This window comes from Flavobacterium sp. MMS24-S5, assembly GCF_050320125.1.
In the GTDB taxonomy this organism is placed as follows: domain Bacteria; phylum Bacteroidota; class Bacteroidia; order Flavobacteriales; family Flavobacteriaceae; genus Flavobacterium; species Flavobacterium tyrosinilyticum.
On the sequence record NZ_CP190016.1, the window covers coordinates 959,598 to 979,719 of the forward strand.

A 20,122-nucleotide genomic window follows, 5' to 3' on the forward strand; every position below is an offset into this window, starting at 1 on the left:
AAATTGGAATTTGGGATTTTTTAAATTTGGAATTTTACCTAATTCGACTTTCACTTTCATTTACGCTTTTCTGCTTGTATTCAGAATCTTTTATTTTTCCGAAAGAATAACGAACTGCAATAGAAATCTCGTTGGCATCGACTAAATATTTAAATTTGGAATGGACATTATTCACCGTAAAAGTATCGGTATAACTTGTAGCTTTAAAAATATCATTGTAATTCAAGTTACAGCTCCAGTTTTTACCAAATGTTTTTGCTAAAGACATATCGACTACAAAATTAGCTTTACGCTCAAAAATCCCATCATTTTGTTTGGTTGTTCCCCAGAAAGAAAAAACGAAACTAAAATCTTTTGGTAATTTGAATGTATTGTTTGAGTAATAATACAAATAAGGCTTTGAAGGATGCAAAAGCGCCGTATCGTCTTCCACCTTACTTTTTACAAAAATTAGAGAGTTGGTTGTTGTCCAGAATTTATAGGTAAACGGAAGTGTAAAATCTATCGTAAAACCCGCTTCTCTTTTATAATTAATATCCGTGATCATTAATACATTGGTTTCCTCATTGAACACAAAACTCGGATTGGTTACGTCTTTCGTCTGATAATAACTCAATTTTAAAGTTTTGTCGTGATACTGAAATGAGCTTGAAAGTTCGTCTACAAATGCTGGTCAGTAAATTTATGCTGCTCCCATATAAAAAATACGGATTTATATACGTCACAATTTGACTTAAAGACGAATAATTAGGCCTCACAATACTTTTTGAATAATTTACATTAATGCTTTTTGTGCTATCAATAGGAATTGTAAGATCGGCTTTAGGAAACAGATTGGTGTAGTTTTTATCTATAGAGGGCGAAACTTGTGTTTTAAACTTGGAGTACACGTTAGTGTTTTCTGTTCTTAACCCGAATGAAAAATCGATTTTTTTCAGCTTTCCCGAAAACTGAACATAAGCGGCGAGGTTTTCTTCTTTAAAATCATAATCTGAAACTTCGCTTTTACCCTCTTCAAAATCAAAAATGTCAGCATTTGATTTTGATTTCGCTTTTAAATACAATCCGCCGTATTCCAGAGTCATTTCATTTTTGAACTTTTTCTCCAAATCGATCCTTCCAGAAAAAACATCCACATTAAATTTCTGATCGCGGTTTTGCGACAATTCAAAATCGGTTTCATTAAAATTATTTTGCACCAAACTCAACAAATGCTGATTGTAGTTGGAACCCTGAAAACCAATAAAAAGCTTAGTGTCTATAGCTTTTATTTTTTTCGAATAATTGATGAATGAATTCAACAAATTCTTAGAACTGGAATTATCGCTAAAAGTGAAGACATTATTTATCTCATTCTGATTTTCATTAAAAGTGAAAGTGTTGATATCGAAAGTATCATTTCGCATTTTGCCATTTATATTAACCGACAAATAATCATCTTCATTTATTTTATAAAACACACCTCCTCCAAAAATATATTCCTTTACATGCGAATTTGCTGTCACATCATAATTGGAAACTATGGAAGCCTTCGGGATTTCATATTCCAAACTATGATTTTCCCACGGATTTCGTAGATTGTAATTAAAATTGGCTTTCCATTCTAATTTATCTTTTTTAAAGCTAGAATTAAACCCCAAATAATTATTGTAATTTCTTTTAAAAGAAGCCACTTCAGAAATTTCGGTTTTAAAACTATCTTTTTTACTTACTTTTCTCGTAATCAGAATCACAGCACGGCCTTCGGCTTCGTATTTAGAAGAGGGATTTTTAATAATTTCTACTGTTTTAATATCGGCAACAGATAAAGCATTTAAATCGCTTATCGTTCCTTTTTGACCGTCTATATAAATTAACGGATTTCCTTTTCCGACAATCGAAATACTTTCGCGATCACTGCCTATTTGAACCGATGGCAGTTTTGAAAGCAAATCAATCGGATTTGGAATTGTACTGTACACCGAATTGGCAACGTCGATCTTTACATTTCCGTTTGCGTTGCTAAACATTTTTTTCTCCTTACTGATTACTACTTCCTTTAATTCATTTGAAATCGAATCCTTTGGTGTTTCATTCTGAGCGTTTGCCATAAAGGAAAGACAAAAAAGCAACAGAGTAATAAGCAGTTTTAAGGGCAGGCAAAAATTCATTTAAAGTATATTTTTAGTTAATGGAAGTGCAAAAGTGCTTTGAAAACCCAGTTCTGAAAGTTAATCGTAGGTTAATGCAAGGTTAATCTCCTATTTGTTGGCTAAAAACTGTATTTTTGAAGCGTCATTTCAACCAATATGAAGCAAAGAATCAATTTATTAATCGGATTTTCTGTCGTAGCGCTATTTGTGCTTATGACGGTACAATGCTATTTAGTAAAGACAGCTTACGAATATAAAGTAGCGCAGTTTCATACGCAGATTAAAAACGAAATTGCTCAAATTACCAATAATTACAGCGATATCGATTCGGCTTTGGTTTCTAGAAAAGAAGTGCTTTACAAAAGCCTTTCAGAAAAATACATGAAAGGAAAAAAAAGTAAATTGGACATTAAAAATGGCGTTTTGAATGCGCAATCTCAAAACATAATAACTCAAAAAATCAAACGAAAATTCGAGAAAGATTTACCCGATTTTAAGATCGATTTTGCCATTGTTCTAAACAAATTTATTCTTTACAAAAACGAACAGGAAGCAGATACTATTTTTTCTGAAAAACCTTTTATCCAAAATAAATTGTATGGAAATCTGACTTCTTTAAATCATGCCTTTTTAGTAAGAAGTTATGTTGGAACAACAAACGGCACTTTTGAAAATGAGGAATATAAATTATTGACAGAAGATTCGATGTACGTTTCTGTAATGGACTGGGAAATGATTATTCTAAGAAGAATGACGTTTATTCTCATCCTATCTCTTTTATCAATTCTGACTTTAATTACGCTTTTTGTTATAGCTTTAAAAGCTTTAATCAAACAGAAAAAAGTAAGCGACGTTAAAACCGATTTCATCAATAATATTACGCACGAACTGAAAACTCCATTGGCTACTTTGGGGATTTCAACAAAGATTTTAGCGCAGAAAAATATTCGCGACAACGATGAAAATTTCAATTCGATTGTAAATACCATTTCGCGCCAGAATAACCGTCTTCAGAATCTGATTGATCAGGTTATGGCAAATTCTTTGGCAGAAAACGAAATCGAACTGCAAAAAGAAAAAATAGAAGCCGAAGATTTTCTGCTTTCTATCGTAAATGATTTTAAAATTACTTTTCCTAAAATCAATCTTAAAACCGATTTTCAGACTGAGAAAACTATTTTAGTTTTGGATAAATTTCATTTGACAACTGCTTTTTTAAATGTTCTCGAAAATGCTGTAAAATACGGATCAAACACCATTACAGTAAAAACAAAAATTGTAGAAAAACAATTTTCAATCAGTTTTGAAGATGACGGAATTGGAATTGCCAAAAAAAAACAAGCGTTTCTTTTTGATAAGTTTTATCGAGTAGAACAAGGAAACCTGCACAACACAAAAGGTTTAGGTTTAGGATTGTATTATGTTGACCAAATCGTAAAAGCGCATCAGGGTTCTGTAAACGTTATTAGCGATTTAGGAAAAGGAACTCAGTTTACTATTTTATTAAAAGTTTAATCCCTTTATTTTGAAAAGATTACTATTAGCCGAAGACGATTTTGACTTTGCGGCGATTTTAAAACAATATCTAGAATTGCATCAATTTGAAGTAATCTGGCCGAAAACGGCGAAATAGCTTTAGACTATTTTCAAAACCAGACTTTTGATATTTGTGTTTTTGATGTAATGATGCCCAAAATGGACGGATTTTCATTGGCTGAAAAAATAATTACCATTAATCCCGAAATTCCATTTATTTTTCTAACCGCAAGAAAGCTAAAAGAAGATAAAATCATTGGCCTAAAACTTGGCGCAGATGATTATATCGTAAAGCCGTTTGAAGTTGACGAACTGGTGCTGCGTTTGCAGAATATTCTAAAAAGAATCGAACAAAAGAGAAGTCTGGACGGAAATAACATAATCGAAATTGGTTCGTATATTTTTGATAACGAACGTCTGACACTTAACAATAAAAATCATGTGCAGCAGCTTACAGAAATGGAAGCTTCTCTTATCGAATACTTGTATTTAAACCACAATCAGTTATTAAAAAGAGATCAAATTTTAATGTCGGTCTGGAAAAAAGACGATTATTTCTCCGGGCGAAGCATGGATGTTTTTATCAGCAGACTTAGGAAATATTTTAATTCAGATCCGAAAATCAAGATTGAAAGCGTTCGAAATATCGGATTAGAATTTAAAATAGAAAAATAGCATCCTGTAAATCATATAATTTTATATAAGCAATTGTATAACAGCGATTAACTTATTGAAAATTAACTTTGTTAGAGAACTTTTAAATCTAACAATCATGAACCTAAAAAGATTTTTCGGTGGGTTGCTTACAATCCTCGGAATTGTAGGACTTATTTATACGGCAGTTATTTTTGCCGGCACATCTGGAGAAACCAGAGATATAAAATCGCTTATTATTTACGGAATATTAGGAATTGTCTTTTTCATGTCGGGCATTAGTCTGGTGCGAACAACGAAGGACGAAGCTTAATTTTTTTTTATTTTGCCACTAAGGCGCTAAGGCACAAAGTTTTTTTATCTCGCAAAGTCGCAGAGTCGCAAAGTTTTAAAAATTAATAAAATACTTTGTGACTCTGCGACTTTGCGAGCAATTTTTAAGCCTAAAGAAAAATAAAAACTTTGTGAGCAAATACTAATTGTAAAATTTAATTTGGATAGCGTCCAGCTTTAGCTGGATGGTCAAAAATTAACGAAGAAAAAGGCTTTAGCCAAACTAGAAAATGTTTGGCTAAAGCCTTTAAAATTTAATTCATGATATCCTCCTGCTAAAGCTGGAATCAATTCATAAAAAAACTTTGCGACTCTGCGACTTTGCGAGCAATTTTAAACCCAAAGAAAAACAAAAACTTAGAGTCTTAGCCCTTCGTGGCAAAACTACTCCGAAACAGTATCAAGATTCAGTTCTGTAAAATCTCTTTCTGTTTTCGAGATTATTATTGTTGCGACTGTATTTCCTATTAAATTGGTAATCGCTCTGGCTTCGCTCATAAATTTATCTACTCCCAATAAAAATGCTAAACCTTCAACGGGAATTTTATGCAAAGCGGTTAATGTAGAGGCCAAAACAATAAACCCGCTTCCGGTTACGCCTGCTGCACCTTTAGAAGTAATCATTAAAATTCCGATAACGGTCATGATTTCGAAGAAACTTAAATGAACGTCATATAATTGTGCAATAAACAGCACCGACATCGAAAGGTAAATTGAAGTTCCATCCAAATTAAAAGAATAACCTGTTGGAATTACCAATCCTACAACCGATTTACTGCAACCCATTCGTTCCAGTTTCACCATAATACTTGGCAAAGCAGCTTCAGAAGACGATGTTCCTAAAACCAATAAAAGTTCTTCTTTGATATATTTTAAAATCGAAAAAATATTTATTTTATAATATCTCAAGATACTTCCAAGAACAAAAAAAACAAAAAGTGCCATAGTCAAATAAACACAAAGCATCAGTTTTCCTAACGGAATCAAAGTGGCAAGACCAAATTTACCAATTGTATACGCCATTCCGCCAAAAGCACCAATTGGAGCGAGATACATTACATATTTTAATCCGAAGAAAACCACTTTTGAGAATCGTTCCAGAACTAAAATAGTCTGCTCTCTTTTCTGATAAAAATTCAATGCAATTCCGCAGATAATAGCAGCCAACAAAACCTGTAAAGTAAAATTGGATAAGAAAAACTGCAACCACGAAAAATGTTCGGAAGCTCCTTTTGTATACTGACTTGCATCTCCAAATGTCAATCCCGATTTATCAATTTTTCCTGGCTTAAATATGTAAGCAACAGCGACACCAATTGCTAATGCAACGGTCGAAACCACTTCAAAATAAGTTAACGCTTTTACACCAATTCTTCCCACTTTTTTTAGATTTCCCATTCCCGAAATCCCTAAAACTATGGTCAAGAAAATAATCGGACCAATAAAAAGAGAAATTAGCTGAATAAACTTTTTGCCCAAAAATTCCATCTTCACACCATTTGCTGGAGAAAAATGTCCGAGTAAAATACCCGAAATAATAGCAATTAAAACCCAAAAAGTAAGATTGGTTGCAATGGTTCTGAAAAGGCTTCTTTTGGATTTTGAAGAAGAATTTGGAGTGGCAGTATTCATGAAAACAAGTTAGATAGTTTCACAAATATATAAAAAATGCAGACCTGTAAGCCGGATTCTGTTCTTGTCTCATTTTGCAACGATACAATACCTTATCATTTATCTAGATCCAGCATTACTACTGGACTCAATCTACCTACCCTTCGGCAACGAACGAGAAGCCCTTAAATGCCGATATACTTGGTATTTCACCGCATAGAGTTTACCTGGTTTCACTACAGCATTACCTGTACATACTTTCTGCTGCACTTGTCCTAATCCCTTTCGGAACCGACGGGCGTTACCCGCTATGCTTCTCTATGGTGTCCGGACTTTCCTCCCTCCCGATGAATCGGGACGACGATAAGGCGGTCTGCGCTGCAAAAGTAGGGATTTAAGCACTAACAATAACGATTTTAAATTTCAGATTTTATGAATTTTATCATAACATTTTAATTTTAAAATAGTTATCTTTAAAAATCTATAATTTAAATTCAGTTTATCATGAAAAGAATGTATCATTACGCAACTGTTTCAAAGGCTTTAGATCAATTGAATGAAAAAGGATTTACGTGCGATTTTAATCGAAATGCAGATGCGATTAAAAAGAATCCTGAGAAATTTGAAATTGTTCATGTGTATCGATACGAGGGTGAGTCAGACCCAGCGGATGAGGCAGTTGTATACGGAATTAAATCGACTTCGGGTAAAAAAGGAGTTTATGTTGCTGGCTTTTCGGCAGATTCAGATCAGGAAACAGCAAAATTTTTATTTGATTTAAGTATTAGGGGAAGGTAGTTTTTTTAGAAGCATATTCCTGCTATTCGCTTGTATCTTTTCCTTGCTAAAGGAGCAAGAAAAAGGATACCGCTACTATCAGGGCTAGGCATTCTGTTTCAAAAGAAAATTTATCTTTTTACATTTTCAAAAAGTAACTATAATTTTGTCATGCCGAGGGGCGATAATTTCTAATCTTTGCAGAGTTTTCAGTTGAGATCCCTCGTCCCTCGGCATGACATAAAATGAGAAAAATCTCTCCTATCTTTACACTTATTGTGGTTACCCTTCTTAAAACTTACTTTTTAAATCCATTCTTCCATGAAGGATTCTAACAATCTCAATTTCATTACTTGAAATAATGTGATAAAAGAGAATATGCTGATTTGATTTATACCCTAACATTTTTGCTGTTACACTATCATATTTTCTTCCCAAACTCGGGTTTTCAGCAATCTCCTGACAGGAATCCAAAAGTAATAGATAATATTTATCAGCCTGCTTTTCTGACCATTCATCAAAAGTATAATTCCAAATATCAGTTAAATCTTCGACTGCTTTATTCGTCAAATAATATTTAGCCATTTTTTCTTTTTGCTTTTAAACTTTCAAGATGTTTCTTAGGATCAAAGTTTTCAGCGCGTCCACTATTAATCCCATCTTGAACTGCCTGTTTTAAAATAAGCAAACGATTCTCTTCTTCTTCCAAAAGACGTAATCCAGCTCTCACTACTTCACTGGCATTCTTAAATCTTCCTTCAGAAAGACTATTTTCAATGAAATTTTCAAAATGATTTCCAAGCGATATTGAAGTGTTTCTTCCCATGACTTTTCTTATTAACAATGCAAAGTTACCAAAATTTGGTAATTATTCATTCTTAATTTTAACTAATTTGTTCCTTGCAAGACATAAAATCACAACAAAAAAGTCCATCGTCAAGACGGACTTTTATAACACAACATAACAAATTATACTGTTGGTATTTTCAATTTCCAACCTGGTTTAATCAAATCAGGATTAGAAATAATATCTTTATTCGCTTCAAAAATATCATTCCACGAAATACCGTATGCCGCAGCAATTTTAGATAAAGAATCGCCTCCTTTTACAATATATTCTTTTGTTGCACCTTCTATAACAGCAATATTCATTACAACATCTGCCGATCTGTATTCAGGATCAATTTTTTCGTACGCATTCCAAAGTTTTTCTTTATCAGTAGCCGATTTCGCTGTACCATCAATATAAAGCACATTATCCTGTTCTCTTACCTGCAAATTAGCAATTCCAATTTCGGATGCTAAATTTATCACTTCCCTGTATTTATCTTTCAAACTCATAACATCCTTATTTAATAGTTAATTTATTGTCTACTTTTTTAGGATGCAATTCCTGAATACTTTGCATTAAAAGCTGCAATCTATCTTTTGCAATTTCTCCCGAAAGCGTAACAACGCCACCAACAACAGTTGCGCTCACACCATCGTACGCATCGACTACTTTACTGACAGCTTTATCCAAATCGGTATCTGAATTAATAATAACAGTCGCCGCCGCAGGTTCTTGATTGGCTCTGGCAAGTTCGCAGGTATTGACAACAGATTTTACACCTTTGGTTGCTCTTACGCTTTTTTCAATATTTTTCTTGAACATTTCGTCGTCACAAATACCTGTAATTGTAGCCACACCTTCATGTACGGCAACTTGGATATCTGGATCATTTATTTTTTCATTAACTGCTTTTTCAATATCAGCATCGTTAGGTTTACAGGATACCAAAGCAACGGCAAGGCACATTCCTAATAAAATGGATCTCATTTTCATAATACTCTCTTTTAATAATTTTGTACTTCTAAAATTAAAAAGATTAATTAGCAAATGATTATAGGATATTATGATGAGATTTATATGTTTTCAATTAATCTGGGGTTATTTAGTAACATAAAATGAGAATAAATTTTGCAATTAAATCCAACAAAAAAGCCCATCATTGAGATGGACTTTTACAACACACCATAAGTAAAATTATGCTGTTGGTATTTTTAACTTCCAGCCTGGCTGTATGATGTCTGGGTTCTTAATAATGTCTTTATTGGCTTCATAAATAGTCTGCCATGAAACGCCATGCGCTTTTCCTATTTTTGATAAAGAATCTCCACCTACAACAGTATATTCTATAGAAGCTCCTTCTGAAACTTCAATATTCATTACTACATCTGCCGATCTAAAATCAGGATCTATTTTTGCGTAAGCAGCCCAAAGTTTTTCTTTATCATCTGCAGATTTTGCTGTTCCGTCAACATACAGCACATTATCTTGTTCTCTTACTTGCAAATCAGCTACTCCTAAATTAGAAGCTAAATCTGTTAACTCTTTGTATTTATCTTTTAAACTCATAACATCAATTATTTAATAGTTAATTTGTTTTCTACTTTTTTAGGCTTCAATTCCTGAACACTTTTTATCAAATTTTGCAATTGACTTCTTTTGATATCACCAGTAAGTGTCACTACGCCATCTTTAACTGTTGCCGTTACACCGCTGTAGGTTTTTACTACCTCATTTACTGAAGTGGTTAAAACTGCATCCGGATTAATTTCTACAGGAGCTGCAACTACAGGTTCTGGAGCTGGAATCTCACAATTGTTCACTACCGATTTAACTCCTTTTATTCCTTTTACTATGCTTTCTGCATTTTGTTTGAAAGCGTCATCCTTACAAGTACCCGAAATAGTCGCAACACCTTTCTCTACAGTCACTGAAACTCCAGGTAATTCGCTTAATTTTGCAGTAATTTCCTTTTGAATATCTGCATCTTTAGGTTCACAAGCCACTAATAAAAAAGCAAAACTCATTCCTAATAACATCGATTTAATTTTCATAATGATATCTTTTTTAAATTAATTAATCTTCTAAGTTAACGAATAAATCAATCAAGTATTACATAATAATCTTACATTTTTAAATATTATTGATTTCTTAAAATTAGCTCATAAAAAAAGTTTTGAATCTTGCAATTCAAAACTTCTATGACTTCATAAAACACAACTAGCTTTTTATCAAATAATTACAAGCACTTAATATAAATCTCTTAATACATACTTTGCCCACTTTATAACCAAAACTTTAATTAGGCGAATAATTAAGTTTAGTCAAAACCCGATCTTCAATATTCCCCACAACATCACCATATTTCTCAGTGTACATCTTTTTGACATCAATCCATTCCTGATCTTTTCTAAAATCTTCCCAAGCTTTTTTCATCGTTGTTTCATTTGGCCATTCTAGAAAATATACAAACTCCGTTTTTTTCTCTGATTTTGATTCGTAGATCGAAATAATCTTAAAGTTGTATTTCTTCATAATACGCATGGCATGGTCACGAAAACGCTCATGAAATTCTTTTTTATTGCTTTCAAAAATCTCATAGATGCGCAATTGAAAAACGGGACTTGTTTGAGTTGCTTTTTGTGCTTTTACGGCAAATGCTGTAAATAAAAATAATAGTAGAAAGTACTTTCTCATGATCTATACACATTACATTTATTTTCAAAGCCAACCATCTTTTACTTGGTTAATTCTATAAATTCTTGATTTAACCACAAATTCTGAAGTTCTGGATATTGCTTTGCGTCATTTTTTAATCCTGGTTCTAATTCAAAAGTAGTTTTCAGATATTTAAAACATTCTTGGATTTTATCTTGCCTATTCTTCATTATAGCTATTTGATAATAATTCCATGAAAACTCATGAATTTTATTTATTTCTTCAAACTGAGTAATTGCTTCGTCAAAATCACCTAATCCTTTTAAATACAAACCTCTACAATAACCAAGTTGATATCTTGCCTGCTCGTCAAAGTCTTTTCTGAAATTCATAAACTCAGATAAAGCTCTTTCTTTAGAAAGTTTATGAAAAGTATTAAGCAAAAGATCAATTACGACATGCTCTTTGTGATATATTGAAAACAATTTCTTTAAATCAATCAATGCCTTTTCTATTTCATTATTTTTCGAATAAAATTGGATTATAAAAATTAAAGCATTCGGATTAGTTTCATCATTTTTAAGAATAGTTTTTACTGTCTCAATAAATTCAGATTCATTAGATTCGGTCATCATTTCGAATAATAAATCCATTTTATTTTCTAAAATCTGAAGATTATCTGGCTCTATTTCTAATGCTCTGTTATAAAAATATATTGCTTTTTCGTTATCATTTTTTCTTGCATACAAAGTCCCTTTATTAGCATAAGCTAACGTAGCCTTTTCATCAAGCTCAAGGGCTTTATCAAAAAGTTCCAAAGCATTATCGAAGTCACCTCTATCCATTTGATAAGCACCAAAACCTATATATTTATCCACTTGATCAGAATCTGCATTTTCTCTCACATGATCAGGGTTAGGAATGATTTTAATTTCAGAAATAGCTCCCGAATCAAGAGCTTTTTGAAAATCAGTTTCTTGTGGCTTTAATTCATTTATATTGCCATAAACCCCATTATTGCTCTCTTTTTCTTTTTCTAGAAATATATTAACCTTATCTAAAACATATTTGATTTGTTCATTACTCAAACCTAATTTTTCTAATTCATATATTGCTGCATCAGGATTTAATCCATTCCCTTCAAGTTCAGCTAGTGCTAAAGCACAAACTTCATGTTGAAACTGAGATGAATTAAATTTAGACTCTTCAATTCCAGAATTCTTTTTCCATAAAAAATCAAATATTCCCATATGCTATACTATAATATATTATATTAATTAACACGAAAATAGAACTTTTTTAAATACAAAATAATGTAGTTAAAAATCATTATTATTGTATTAAAATTTTTCTTTTATGAAATTGAAATATCGATTACTTTTTACAGTTTTATTGATTGCCAATTATGCTTTTTCTTGTGATTGTAAGCCAATTGACCGAGAGAGCATGGTAGAAATAGGATTAAAATATGAAATTGTGTTTTACGGAGAAGTTATAAAAGTAGATTCAATAAAAGAAATTTATACTTTTAGAATCATAGAACTCTTTAAAGGGAAATACAATTCTCAGTTCATTACGCAAAAATACTCTGGTAACTGTTCTAATATTCCATCTGTAAAACAACTTTGGATTGTTTACGCCTATTTTAATGACGACAACACTATCGAAGTGAGTGGTTGCTCTCCAAGTACTGGATTTAGACCTTATGGAAGTAACTCCATGCCTCCTCCTCCAGAAATCAAAATCTCTCAAAAGATAGATGATCAAATAAAATCACTCTCTTTTTATGTTTGGGATTTGAAATTTGAAAATCGAAATTTACAAGATTGGATTTATCAATTAGAAAAATTGCGGGCCTATAAAAATTCTCAAAAAGAAATTTCTGATAAAGAAAAAACAGAAACAAAATTGGAAACTTACAGCCAATATATTATCATTTCTTTGATTGTCAACATCGTATTATTTCTGAGTTTACTCTTTGTTATTTTGAAGAAAAAGAATTTCGCCAAATAACTAAAATCGGTTTTAAACAACGAAACAAAAGTCATATATTTGCTATCGAATAAAAAAGAATATGGAACAATTTGTAGTATCGGCACGTAAATATCGCCCGCAGACCTTTAAGGATGTTGTGGGGCAAAAAGCCATTACCAACACTTTGTTGAATGCTATAGAAACCAATCACTTAGCTTCTGCTCTTTTATTTACAGGACCACGTGGAGTTGGTAAAACTACCTGCGCCCGTATCTTGGCTCGAAAAATAAATCAGCCTGGATATGATGATCCTACCGAAGATTTCGCATTTAATGTTTTTGAGCTAGATGCCGCTTCAAACAACTCGGTTGATGATATTCGTAACCTTATCGATCAGGTTCGAATCCCACCTCAAACTGGACAATACAAAGTATATATCATTGACGAGGTTGCATATGTTATCTTCGGCCGCTTTTAATGCTTTCCTTAAAACATTAGAAGAACCGCCAAAGCATGCTATTTTTATTTTAGCAACAACAGAAAAACATAAAATTCTTCCAACGATTTTATCTCGCTGTCAGATTTTTGATTTTAAAAGAATTACAGTAAAAGATGCTAAAGAACATTTGGCAGATGTTGCTGAAAGTCAAGGAATCGTTTTTGAAGATGATGCACTGCATATTATTGCTCAAAAAGCAGATGGTGCAATGCGGGATGCTTTGTCTATTTTTGACCGTGTAGTTTCGTATTGCGGTACCAATTTAACACGTCAGGCTGTAACTGAAAACCTAAACGTTTTAGATTACGAAACCTACATTTCGATTACCGATTTACTTTTAGAAAATGAAATTCCGAAGCTTTTATTGGCTTACAACGATATTCTAGCTAAAGGTTTTGACGGGCATCATTTTATTGCTGGTTTGGCTTCGCATTTTAGAGATTTATTGGTAAGCAAAACGCCTTCGACTATTGCTTTATTAGAAGTTGGAGAACAAGCACAGCAAATGTATGCAACGCAATCGCAGAAGTGTTCTCAGGAATTTTTATTAAAAGGAATTGACATTGCAAATGATTGCGATTTAAAATACAAATTAAGTCAGAATCAACGACTTTTAGTTGAATTATGCTTGATGCAATTGGCCTCTATCAACTTTGATGGAGAAAAAAAAAGCTGAGCAATTCATAATTCCGCCCGTTTACTTTAAAAACGGGGGCTATTCTATAGTTGAAGTTCCAAGTGTAAAACCCCAAACTCCAAGTTCGGAAGAAAAAAATAATGTCAATGCTAATTCAAATAGCAATGATACTCCTGTTGCTGCAACTATTTCAAATACAGCACAAATTCCTGTTGAGACTCCAAAAGTTCAAACTCCAGAAGTTCCAAAAGCAGATACAAGTGGCGCTCCTAAAGTTTCTGCTTTTTCTCTTGCTAGTATCCGCAAGAAAAAAGAATTGGAGGCTAGCACAAAATCGTATGTTAAACCATCTTCTGTTTTACCAACTGAAGAGTTTAACGAAACCGACATGCGTCTTCATTGGAACAAATATGCGGAACGTTTAGGCCAAAAGGGACTTAGAATCATGGAATCAATTCTATTGATTAGTGATCCTGTTTTGAACGGAACAACAATTTCTTATGAATTGCCAAACGAAGGTTCAAAACTAGAATTTGAAAGTCAAATGAACGGTTTGTTAGGGCATTTAAAAGGTCATTTGCACAATCACGATATTACTATTGAAGTAATTGTAAATGAACAGGCTGAAACGAAACGAACTTACAACAATCAAGACCGTTATAATCGTTTCTTAGAAATCAATCCAAACATCGAGCTTTTACGCTCAACATTTGGATTGGATTTAAAGGATTAATTTTTTTTAATAGGCACAAATTCACGAATTTTTCTTTTTAAATTCTATTTTTTTCTATTTCATGTTATTAAAATAATTACTAAAATTATTTATTTTTGAACCCTAAATTGTAAACTTTATCTAGCCACTTTTTTCTTTGTTCATCATTCGAGCCTTTTACAATTCCGATGTAGCTTACTTTAACTGGTTTTACGCCGCAGAATTCTAAAGTAGATTTTTTTAATTGATTAACACTTGGTCTTCCAAAAAAGAAACGATAATACCAGCTTGGCTGATCTAGGGTTGTAATAATGTGAGCTGTTTTGCCTTTTAATAATTTATCCCACCATACTGAATTTTCACGGTATTGAAAAGCCATTCCAGGCAAAAATAATCGATCGATAAACCCTTTCGTTATCGCTGGAAGTCCGCCCCACCAAACGGGATGAATCCAAACTAAATGATCTGCTCTTTTTATTTTCTCCCAAGATTCTAATAAATCGGGTTCTAAATCTGTTCGTTTTTGATAACCGAATTTAAGATTTGGGTTGAAGTTTAAATTGGCAATTGTGATGGTTTCTACTTGTACACCGGAAGCAATTGCACCTTTTTGATACGATTCTGCAATTCCGAAATTGAAGCTTTCGGCATTTGGGTGTCCGTTTATAATTAGTATTTTTTTCATGTGAAATGTTTTATCAAAAATACTATTAGTACATTTTCTTTTATAGGACAAATGTCCTATTCTTTTTTTACGCAGATTTTGCAAATAAAGCAGATTTTGAAGACTGTCAAGATTTGCGCAGATTTTAATATCAGAATAAATAGAATTAAAAAAAATCTGCTTAAATCATTTTAAATCTGCGTGAAACAAAAATTCAAAGTTTATAAAATAGCTTTACGAATTCGACTTAAATGCCTTGGCGTTATTCCTAAATAAGAAGCTAAATATTGTAAAGGAATTAACTGAATATACTTTTGATGATTCTGGCAAAGCTCTTCGTAACGCTGTGCTCCAGATAATTTCTGAAAAGAAATCATTCTTTTATGCAGGTTTACAAATTCCAATTCGGTTAATTTCCTACCAGTTTCCTGCCAATTGAATCCTGATTGGTAGAGTTTTTCTAAAGCTTTTCGGTCTAGAATTTGCAATTCTGTATCGGTTAAAGCCTGAATATTTTCCTCTGCTTTTTCTTCGGTAATAAAACTGGCGAAAGAAGCCATAAATTCATTTTCGAAAGCAAAACAATTGGTAATTTCGTCTCCCTTATGATTGACAAAAAAGGATCGCAGAATTCCTTTTTCTATAAAAACTATTTCGTTGCAAACCTGATTTTCAGTCAATAAAAGTTCTCCTTTTTTCAATGTCCGAAATGTAATTAAATCGTCTAAAAGACTTAATTCATGAGCAGAGAAATCTTGAATGGACTGAAAAACAGATTTCATAAGTTATTCGTTTGAAGCAAAAATGTTCTCGATTCTTTTGTCTGGAATAAGCCATAACATTGCCACTGTAAAGTAAGCAGCTCCAGAAATCCACTGATTGTAAAATGCAGTAACAATTCCGATTACATATAAAACTAAGGAGATTTTTCCTTTATAATCTTTTTTAAGCACTCTTCTTAAAGCAGAATCTTTTCCTTCACTGCACATAATGGTATATTGCAAAATAATATAGGAGATTGCAGAAAGAAGTAGCACAACGCCATACATTGTCATTGCAGCCTTTTCAAAATTATGTTCTCCCATCCAAGCGGTAGAAACTGGGATTAAAGAAAGCCAAAACAAAAAGTGAAGATTACTCCATAAGATTTTTCCGTTTACTCTTAATAATCCATGAAGCAAATAGTGGTGATTATTCCAATATATTCCAACATAAATAAAGCTCAAAATATAACTTAAAAACTTCGGGATAAGCGGTTTTAAATCTGCAAATTGATGTCCTTCTGGCGCTTTAATTTCCAAAATCATAATCGTAATAATGATTGCCAAAACGCCATCACTAAAAGCTTCTAGTCTGCCTTTATTCATTAAAAAAATAGTATTAAATTTTACCGTAGTACATTGCTTTTACGATACCATCAGAAAGTCCGATTTTAGGAACATAAATCTGGCGCGCACCACTCCATTTCATCGCATTCAGATAGATACGAGTGGCATGGATAATTACGTCGGCACGGTCGGAGTTTAAGCCTAATTCGGCAATTCTCTGTTCGTAAGTTAACGAATTTAAAAATGCATACTGCGAGTTAACATAAATGTACGAAAGCGGCTTTTCTTGCTGTTTTCCAGACATTTTAAACAACTTATTGATGTTTCCTCCAGAACCTATCAGCGTAACCTCTTCGTAATCGGCTGTATTGGTTTTAATCCATTTTTCGATCTCATCCCAAACTGAATCATGAACCATATTGTTCAATAAACGAACGGTTCCTGCTTTGAAAGACCTTGACGTAATCATTTTTCCATCAGAGAATAAGGTAAACTCGGTACTTCCACCTCCAACGTCAACAAAAAGATACGTTTCATCCGATTTAATTAAATGATGCAAATCTGTAGAAGCAATAATTGCGGCTTCTTTTTACCGTCGATGATCTCGATTTTAATATCGGCTTTTTTCTTAATTAAAGCCACCACTTCTTTTGCATTATAGGCTTCGCGCATTGCAGAAGTTGCAAATGCCATATAACGCTCTACTTTATGTACTTTCATCAAAAGGTTGAATGCTTTCATGGCATCAACCATTCGATCTATATTTTCTGGTGAAATTTCTCCAACTGTAAAGGCGTCTTGTCCTAAACGAATTGGTACACGAACAAGGGAACTTTTGTTAAACTGCGGTTCTTTGCCTTCTTGTTCCACAACGTTAGCGATCAAAAGCCTCATGGCATTCGAACCGATATCTATCGCTGCAAACTTCCTAATATTAATCATGCTCACTTTATGATTTGAAATTGGTATTTATTATTAATTTACTTTTTGAGGAACCTCTTCTAATATTGCTACTTTATTCTGATAATATTTATAGGTTTCAAATTGTGCTCTAAATGGGGCATGATGATTTTTCGGCTTATATTTATTATCTAATTTGTATGAATGATATCTTACTTTTACGTTTCCTTTCCACGCAATATTGAAGTTATCGATCAATTCTTTCTTAATTTCCAGGTCATAAATTGGACAGGTTACCTCCACTCTTCCATCAAGGTTTCTAGTCATAAAATCGGCAGATGAAATGTATACTTCGGTTAAACCTGCGTTTCCGAAAATGTAAACTCTCGAATGCTCTAAGTAATTGTCTACAATACTTATTGCTTCTATGTTTTCGCTCATTCCTGGAATTCCCGGAATTAAAGAGCAAATTCCTCTTACTTGAAGCTGGATTTTTACCCCTGCATTACTTGCTTCGTATAATTTATCGATCATTTTAAAATCAGACAAACTATTCATTTTTAATTTGATGTGTGTTTTTCTACCCGCAAGAGCATGTAGAATTTCACGATCGATCAGTTTTATAAATTTAGTCCTTGTATAATGAGGAGAAACAATTAAATGCTTGTATCTATGAACTCTATAATTGATATCGAAAAACTCAAATATTTTTGACGTATCTTTTAATATTCCTTGATGGCAAGTTAAAAGCGTTACGTCGGTATAGATTTTAGCTGTAGATTCGTTGAAGTTTCCAGTTGAAATGAATCCGTAACGGCGGTTTTTACCTTCTTCTAATCTTTCGATTACACAAATTTTACTGTGAACTTTTAATCCTTTAATACCAAAAATAAGTTCAATGCCTTCTGTCTGCATTTGTTCTGCATAAGAGATATTCGAAGCTTCATCAAAACGTGCTTGAAGTTCGATTTGCACTACTACTCTTTTACCATTTTTAGCCGCATTTATTAAAGAACTAATTACTTGCGAATTTTTAGCTAATCGATATAAGGTAATTTTGATGCTTGTAACTTTCGGATTTAAAGCAGCTTCACGCAAAAATTTGGTCAAATAAGAAAACGACTGATAAGGTGCATGAACCAAATAATCTTTTTTACTGATTTTTTCTAAAATACTACCTTCTAAACTTAAACCAGGAACTGGCATAGGTTCATTTGGTTTGTATAATAAATCGTATCTGCCAAGGTTTGGAAAACTCATATAATCGCGACGATTATGATATCTTCCTCCCGGAATTATACTATCTGTTTCTACAATTTTCATTTTATCTAAGAAAAACTGGAGTGTATCTTCTTCAATTAAATTATCGTAAATAAAACGAACAGGCTCTCCAATACGACGGTCTTTTACAGAAGAAGCGATTTTTTCGAGCATACTTTTACTCAAATCACTATCTATATCTAATTGTGCATCGCGGGTAATTTTGATCATGTGGGCAGAAACACTCTTATAATCAAATATATTAAAGATGTTTTTCAGTTTGAAACGAATAACATCATCAATTAAAATAACATATTGTTTTTCGTCATCAGAAGGAAGTACAACAAACCTGTTGATGGTTTTTGGAATTTCTATTAAAGCATAGCGAACCTCATCATTAGCCAATTCTAAACGAACAGCCAGATAGCCTAAAGTGTCTTTAAGAATTGGAAAAACGGCTAGATCATTTAAAATGATAGTTACTAACTCTGGACTTAATTTTTGGTTATAAAAGTCTTTTAAGAAACATTCTTGTTTTGGTGTAATCTGTGTTTCATTTATGATAAAAATATTCTCAGACTCAAGCTCTGCTTCAATATTGCCAAGAATACGCAAACTTTCAGATTGTTGCTGAATAACGATTTCGGTAATATCTTTAATCAATTGATGCGCAGAAATACCGCCTAAATATTTTTCGCCAGAAATACCCGAGAGGCTTAATCGCCGAATGGCCGCGTATCGAACTCTAAAAAATTCGTCTAAATTGTTTGAAAAAATTCCAACAAAACGCAGTCTGTCTAAAAGTGGCACTGTATTATCTGCAGCTTCTTGAAGTACTCTTGCATTAAACGCTAACCAGCTTTTTTCTCTATCGATATATTTCTGTTCGTACACTGTTATTCTTTTAAATCTTTGGGGAAAATAGTTTTATGTGTTTTGCCCTTATGGATCGTATCCCAACTGTCGGCATCAAATTGCAATGATACAAAGCCCGAAGTTGGAACATTTTCTATAAAAACATCCCCAAATTTATTAACAAAATTTGTAATAGCCTCGTTATGTCCGAAAAGAATAACGCTTTCAAAACTATTATCACACGATTTAATAACTTTTTCGAGTTGTTTTTCATCGAAAGTGTATAAATCATCTCTAAAAACAATACTTTCTAGAGGATAAGATATGTTTTGCGCAAAAATCAAAGCAGTTTCTGAGGCTCTCGCAGCTGTACTGCTCCACATTATATATGTTTTAGGTAGATACTCTGAAATATTTAATGAAACATCATGCGCATCTAAAATTCCCCTTTTCATTAACGGACGATCAAAATCTTTTAATGGTGCTTCCCAGCTAGATTTCGCATGACGAATTAAAATAAGATTTTTCATAAACAGCAGAATTTAAAAACCTGAATTGCAGGCTATTTTTAATTAAGTTCTAATTTACAAAAGAAATTTTAAACCTTATCCTTTTTTTATTTCTGTTAACATTATAACGAAATTTTAACAGGAATAAACAATTCGTAAAATGTTAACATTTATAAAATAATAGAAAAATAAAAATTGCATTTTATGTACTTTATCTATAAAATTAGTATTTAGTCGATAATGGGATAGTTCGT

At 32.6% G+C, this 20,122-nt stretch carries 21 protein-coding genes, 1 other RNA gene and 3 pseudogenes; 7 read left to right on the plus strand and 18 right to left on the minus strand.

The genetic code is table 11. The features are described from left to right. Nucleotides 1–34 precede the first annotated feature (34 nt). Nucleotides 35–616: an outer membrane beta-barrel protein gene (locus ACPWTF_RS04110; protein WP_427874539.1), complete on the minus strand. Its 582-nt coding sequence runs from the start codon at nt 614–616 to the stop codon at nt 35–37. Then, nucleotides 564–2,090: a TonB-dependent receptor domain-containing protein gene (locus ACPWTF_RS04115; RefSeq protein WP_427874540.1), complete on the minus strand. Its 1,527-nt coding sequence runs from the start codon at nt 2,088–2,090 to the stop codon at nt 564–566. Before ACPWTF_RS04115 ends, ACPWTF_RS04110 begins: the two co-directional genes overlap by 53 nt. A 198-nt stretch (nt 2,091–2,288) precedes the next feature. Between ACPWTF_RS04115 and ACPWTF_RS04120 the strand changes: the two genes are divergently transcribed. The 3 genes and pseudogenes from ACPWTF_RS04120 to ACPWTF_RS04130 all read left to right on the plus strand — a co-directional run bounded on the left by ACPWTF_RS04120 (nt 2,289) and on the right by ACPWTF_RS04130 (nt 4,635). Beyond that, on the plus strand, nt 2,289–3,647 hold the full coding sequence (locus tag ACPWTF_RS04120) for a sensor histidine kinase (RefSeq protein ID WP_427874541.1): 1,359 nt from the start codon (nt 2,289–2,291) through the stop codon (nt 3,645–3,647). A gap of 10 nt (nt 3,648–3,657) precedes the next feature. After that, nucleotides 3,658–4,343: pseudogene (locus ACPWTF_RS04125) on the plus strand (response regulator transcription factor). 97 nt (nt 4,344–4,440) lie between these two features. Continuing rightward, a complete protein-coding gene (locus ACPWTF_RS04130) occupies nt 4,441–4,635 on the plus strand; it encodes a hypothetical protein (protein WP_427874542.1) in 195 nt (64 codons plus the stop codon). A gap of 404 nt (nt 4,636–5,039) precedes the next feature. Here the strand turns inward: ACPWTF_RS04130 and ACPWTF_RS04135 are convergent, their stop codons facing one another. Together ACPWTF_RS04135 and rnpB are read right to left on the minus strand one after the other, a co-directional pair. After that, complete coding sequence (locus ACPWTF_RS04135) at nt 5,040–6,287, minus strand: cation:dicarboxylate symporter family transporter (protein ID WP_427874543.1); 1,248 nt, start codon at nt 6,285–6,287, stop codon at nt 5,040–5,042. Nucleotides 6,288–6,318: 31 nt separating this feature from the next. Further along, an RNA gene (rnpB, locus tag ACPWTF_RS04140) (RNase P RNA component class A) lies at nt 6,319–6,646 on the minus strand. A 124-nt stretch (nt 6,647–6,770) separates the two neighbouring features. Between rnpB and ACPWTF_RS04145 the strand changes: the two genes are divergently transcribed. Then, a complete protein-coding gene (locus ACPWTF_RS04145) occupies nt 6,771–7,064 on the plus strand; it encodes a hypothetical protein (protein ID WP_008467915.1) in 294 nt (97 codons plus the stop codon). A gap of 270 nt (nt 7,065–7,334) precedes the next feature. On the opposite strand, the gene ACPWTF_RS04150 is transcribed toward ACPWTF_RS04145, so the two are convergent. From ACPWTF_RS04150 to ACPWTF_RS04185, 8 genes are all read right to left on the minus strand, one after another. Next, nucleotides 7,335–7,628 carry a type II toxin-antitoxin system RelE/ParE family toxin gene (locus ACPWTF_RS04150; protein ID WP_427874544.1) on the minus strand — a complete coding sequence of 98 codons (294 nt, stop codon included), beginning with the start codon at nt 7,626–7,628 and terminating at the stop codon, nt 7,335–7,337. Then, complete coding sequence (locus ACPWTF_RS04155; RefSeq protein ID WP_427874545.1) at nt 7,621–7,869, minus strand: type II toxin-antitoxin system ParD family antitoxin; 249 nt, start codon at nt 7,867–7,869, stop codon at nt 7,621–7,623. Before ACPWTF_RS04155 ends, ACPWTF_RS04150 begins: the two co-directional genes overlap by 8 nt. 143 nt (nt 7,870–8,012) lie before the next feature. After that, the gene (locus ACPWTF_RS04160) at nt 8,013–8,384 is read right to left on the minus strand and encodes a LysM peptidoglycan-binding domain-containing protein (RefSeq protein ID WP_427874546.1); all 372 of its coding nucleotides are present in this window, start codon (nt 8,382–8,384) and stop codon (nt 8,013–8,015) included. 7 nt (nt 8,385–8,391) lie between these two features. After that, complete coding sequence (locus tag ACPWTF_RS04165) at nt 8,392–8,868, minus strand: BON domain-containing protein (RefSeq protein ID WP_427874547.1); 477 nt, start codon at nt 8,866–8,868, stop codon at nt 8,392–8,394. A 201-nt stretch (nt 8,869–9,069) separates the two neighbouring features. Further along, the gene (locus ACPWTF_RS04170) at nt 9,070–9,441 is read right to left on the minus strand and encodes a LysM peptidoglycan-binding domain-containing protein (protein WP_427874548.1); all 372 of its coding nucleotides are present in this window, start codon (nt 9,439–9,441) and stop codon (nt 9,070–9,072) included. An 8-nt stretch (nt 9,442–9,449) separates the two neighbouring features. Beyond that, complete coding sequence (locus ACPWTF_RS04175; protein ID WP_427874549.1) at nt 9,450–9,926, minus strand: BON domain-containing protein; 477 nt, start codon at nt 9,924–9,926, stop codon at nt 9,450–9,452. 244 nt (nt 9,927–10,170) lie between these two features. Next, complete coding sequence (locus ACPWTF_RS04180; protein WP_427874550.1) at nt 10,171–10,569, minus strand: NIPSNAP family protein; 399 nt, start codon at nt 10,567–10,569, stop codon at nt 10,171–10,173. A 41-nt stretch (nt 10,570–10,610) separates the two neighbouring features. Continuing rightward, complete coding sequence (locus ACPWTF_RS04185) at nt 10,611–11,780, minus strand: tetratricopeptide repeat protein (protein WP_427874551.1); 1,170 nt, start codon at nt 11,778–11,780, stop codon at nt 10,611–10,613. A 106-nt stretch (nt 11,781–11,886) separates the two neighbouring features. On the opposite strand from ACPWTF_RS04185, the gene ACPWTF_RS04190 reads away from it, so the two are divergent. From ACPWTF_RS04190 to ACPWTF_RS04200, 3 genes and pseudogenes are all read left to right on the plus strand, one after another. Beyond that, a complete protein-coding gene (locus ACPWTF_RS04190) occupies nt 11,887–12,543 on the plus strand; it encodes a hypothetical protein (protein WP_427874552.1) in 657 nt (218 codons plus the stop codon). A gap of 61 nt (nt 12,544–12,604) precedes the next feature. Beyond that, a pseudogene (dnaX, locus tag ACPWTF_RS04195) lies at nt 12,605–13,679 on the plus strand (DNA polymerase III subunit gamma/tau). Beyond that, on the plus strand, nt 13,660–14,373 hold the full coding sequence (locus ACPWTF_RS04200) for a DNA polymerase III subunit gamma/tau (RefSeq protein WP_427874553.1): 714 nt from the start codon (nt 13,660–13,662) through the stop codon (nt 14,371–14,373). Before dnaX ends, ACPWTF_RS04200 begins: the two are co-directional and overlap by 20 nt. Before the next feature lie 85 nt (nt 14,374–14,458). Here ACPWTF_RS04200 and ACPWTF_RS04205 read toward each other — a convergent pair whose 3' ends face one another. The 6 genes and pseudogenes from ACPWTF_RS04205 to ACPWTF_RS04230 all read right to left on the minus strand — a co-directional run bounded on the left by ACPWTF_RS04205 (nt 14,459) and on the right by ACPWTF_RS04230 (nt 19,889). Further along, complete coding sequence (locus ACPWTF_RS04205; protein WP_427874554.1) at nt 14,459–15,037, minus strand: NAD(P)H-dependent oxidoreductase; 579 nt, start codon at nt 15,035–15,037, stop codon at nt 14,459–14,461. A 200-nt stretch (nt 15,038–15,237) separates the two neighbouring features. Beyond that, a complete protein-coding gene (locus ACPWTF_RS04210; protein WP_427874555.1) occupies nt 15,238–15,798 on the minus strand; it encodes a Crp/Fnr family transcriptional regulator in 561 nt (186 codons plus the stop codon). A gap of 3 nt (nt 15,799–15,801) precedes the next feature. Further along, nucleotides 15,802–16,383, minus strand: a complete 582-nt coding sequence (locus ACPWTF_RS04215; protein ID WP_320491937.1) for a TMEM175 family protein — start codon at nt 16,381–16,383, stop codon at nt 15,802–15,804. A 13-nt stretch (nt 16,384–16,396) separates the two neighbouring features. Continuing rightward, nucleotides 16,397–17,286: pseudogene (locus tag ACPWTF_RS04220) on the minus strand (Ppx/GppA phosphatase family protein). 33 nt (nt 17,287–17,319) lie between these two features. Further along, on the minus strand, nt 17,320–19,398 hold the full coding sequence (gene ppk1 / locus ACPWTF_RS04225) for a polyphosphate kinase 1 (protein WP_427874556.1): 2,079 nt from the start codon (nt 19,396–19,398) through the stop codon (nt 17,320–17,322). A gap of 2 nt (nt 19,399–19,400) precedes the next feature. Continuing rightward, nucleotides 19,401–19,889: a SixA phosphatase family protein gene (locus ACPWTF_RS04230; protein ID WP_427874557.1), complete on the minus strand. Its 489-nt coding sequence runs from the start codon at nt 19,887–19,889 to the stop codon at nt 19,401–19,403. Between the last annotated feature and the right edge of the window lie 233 nt (nt 19,890–20,122).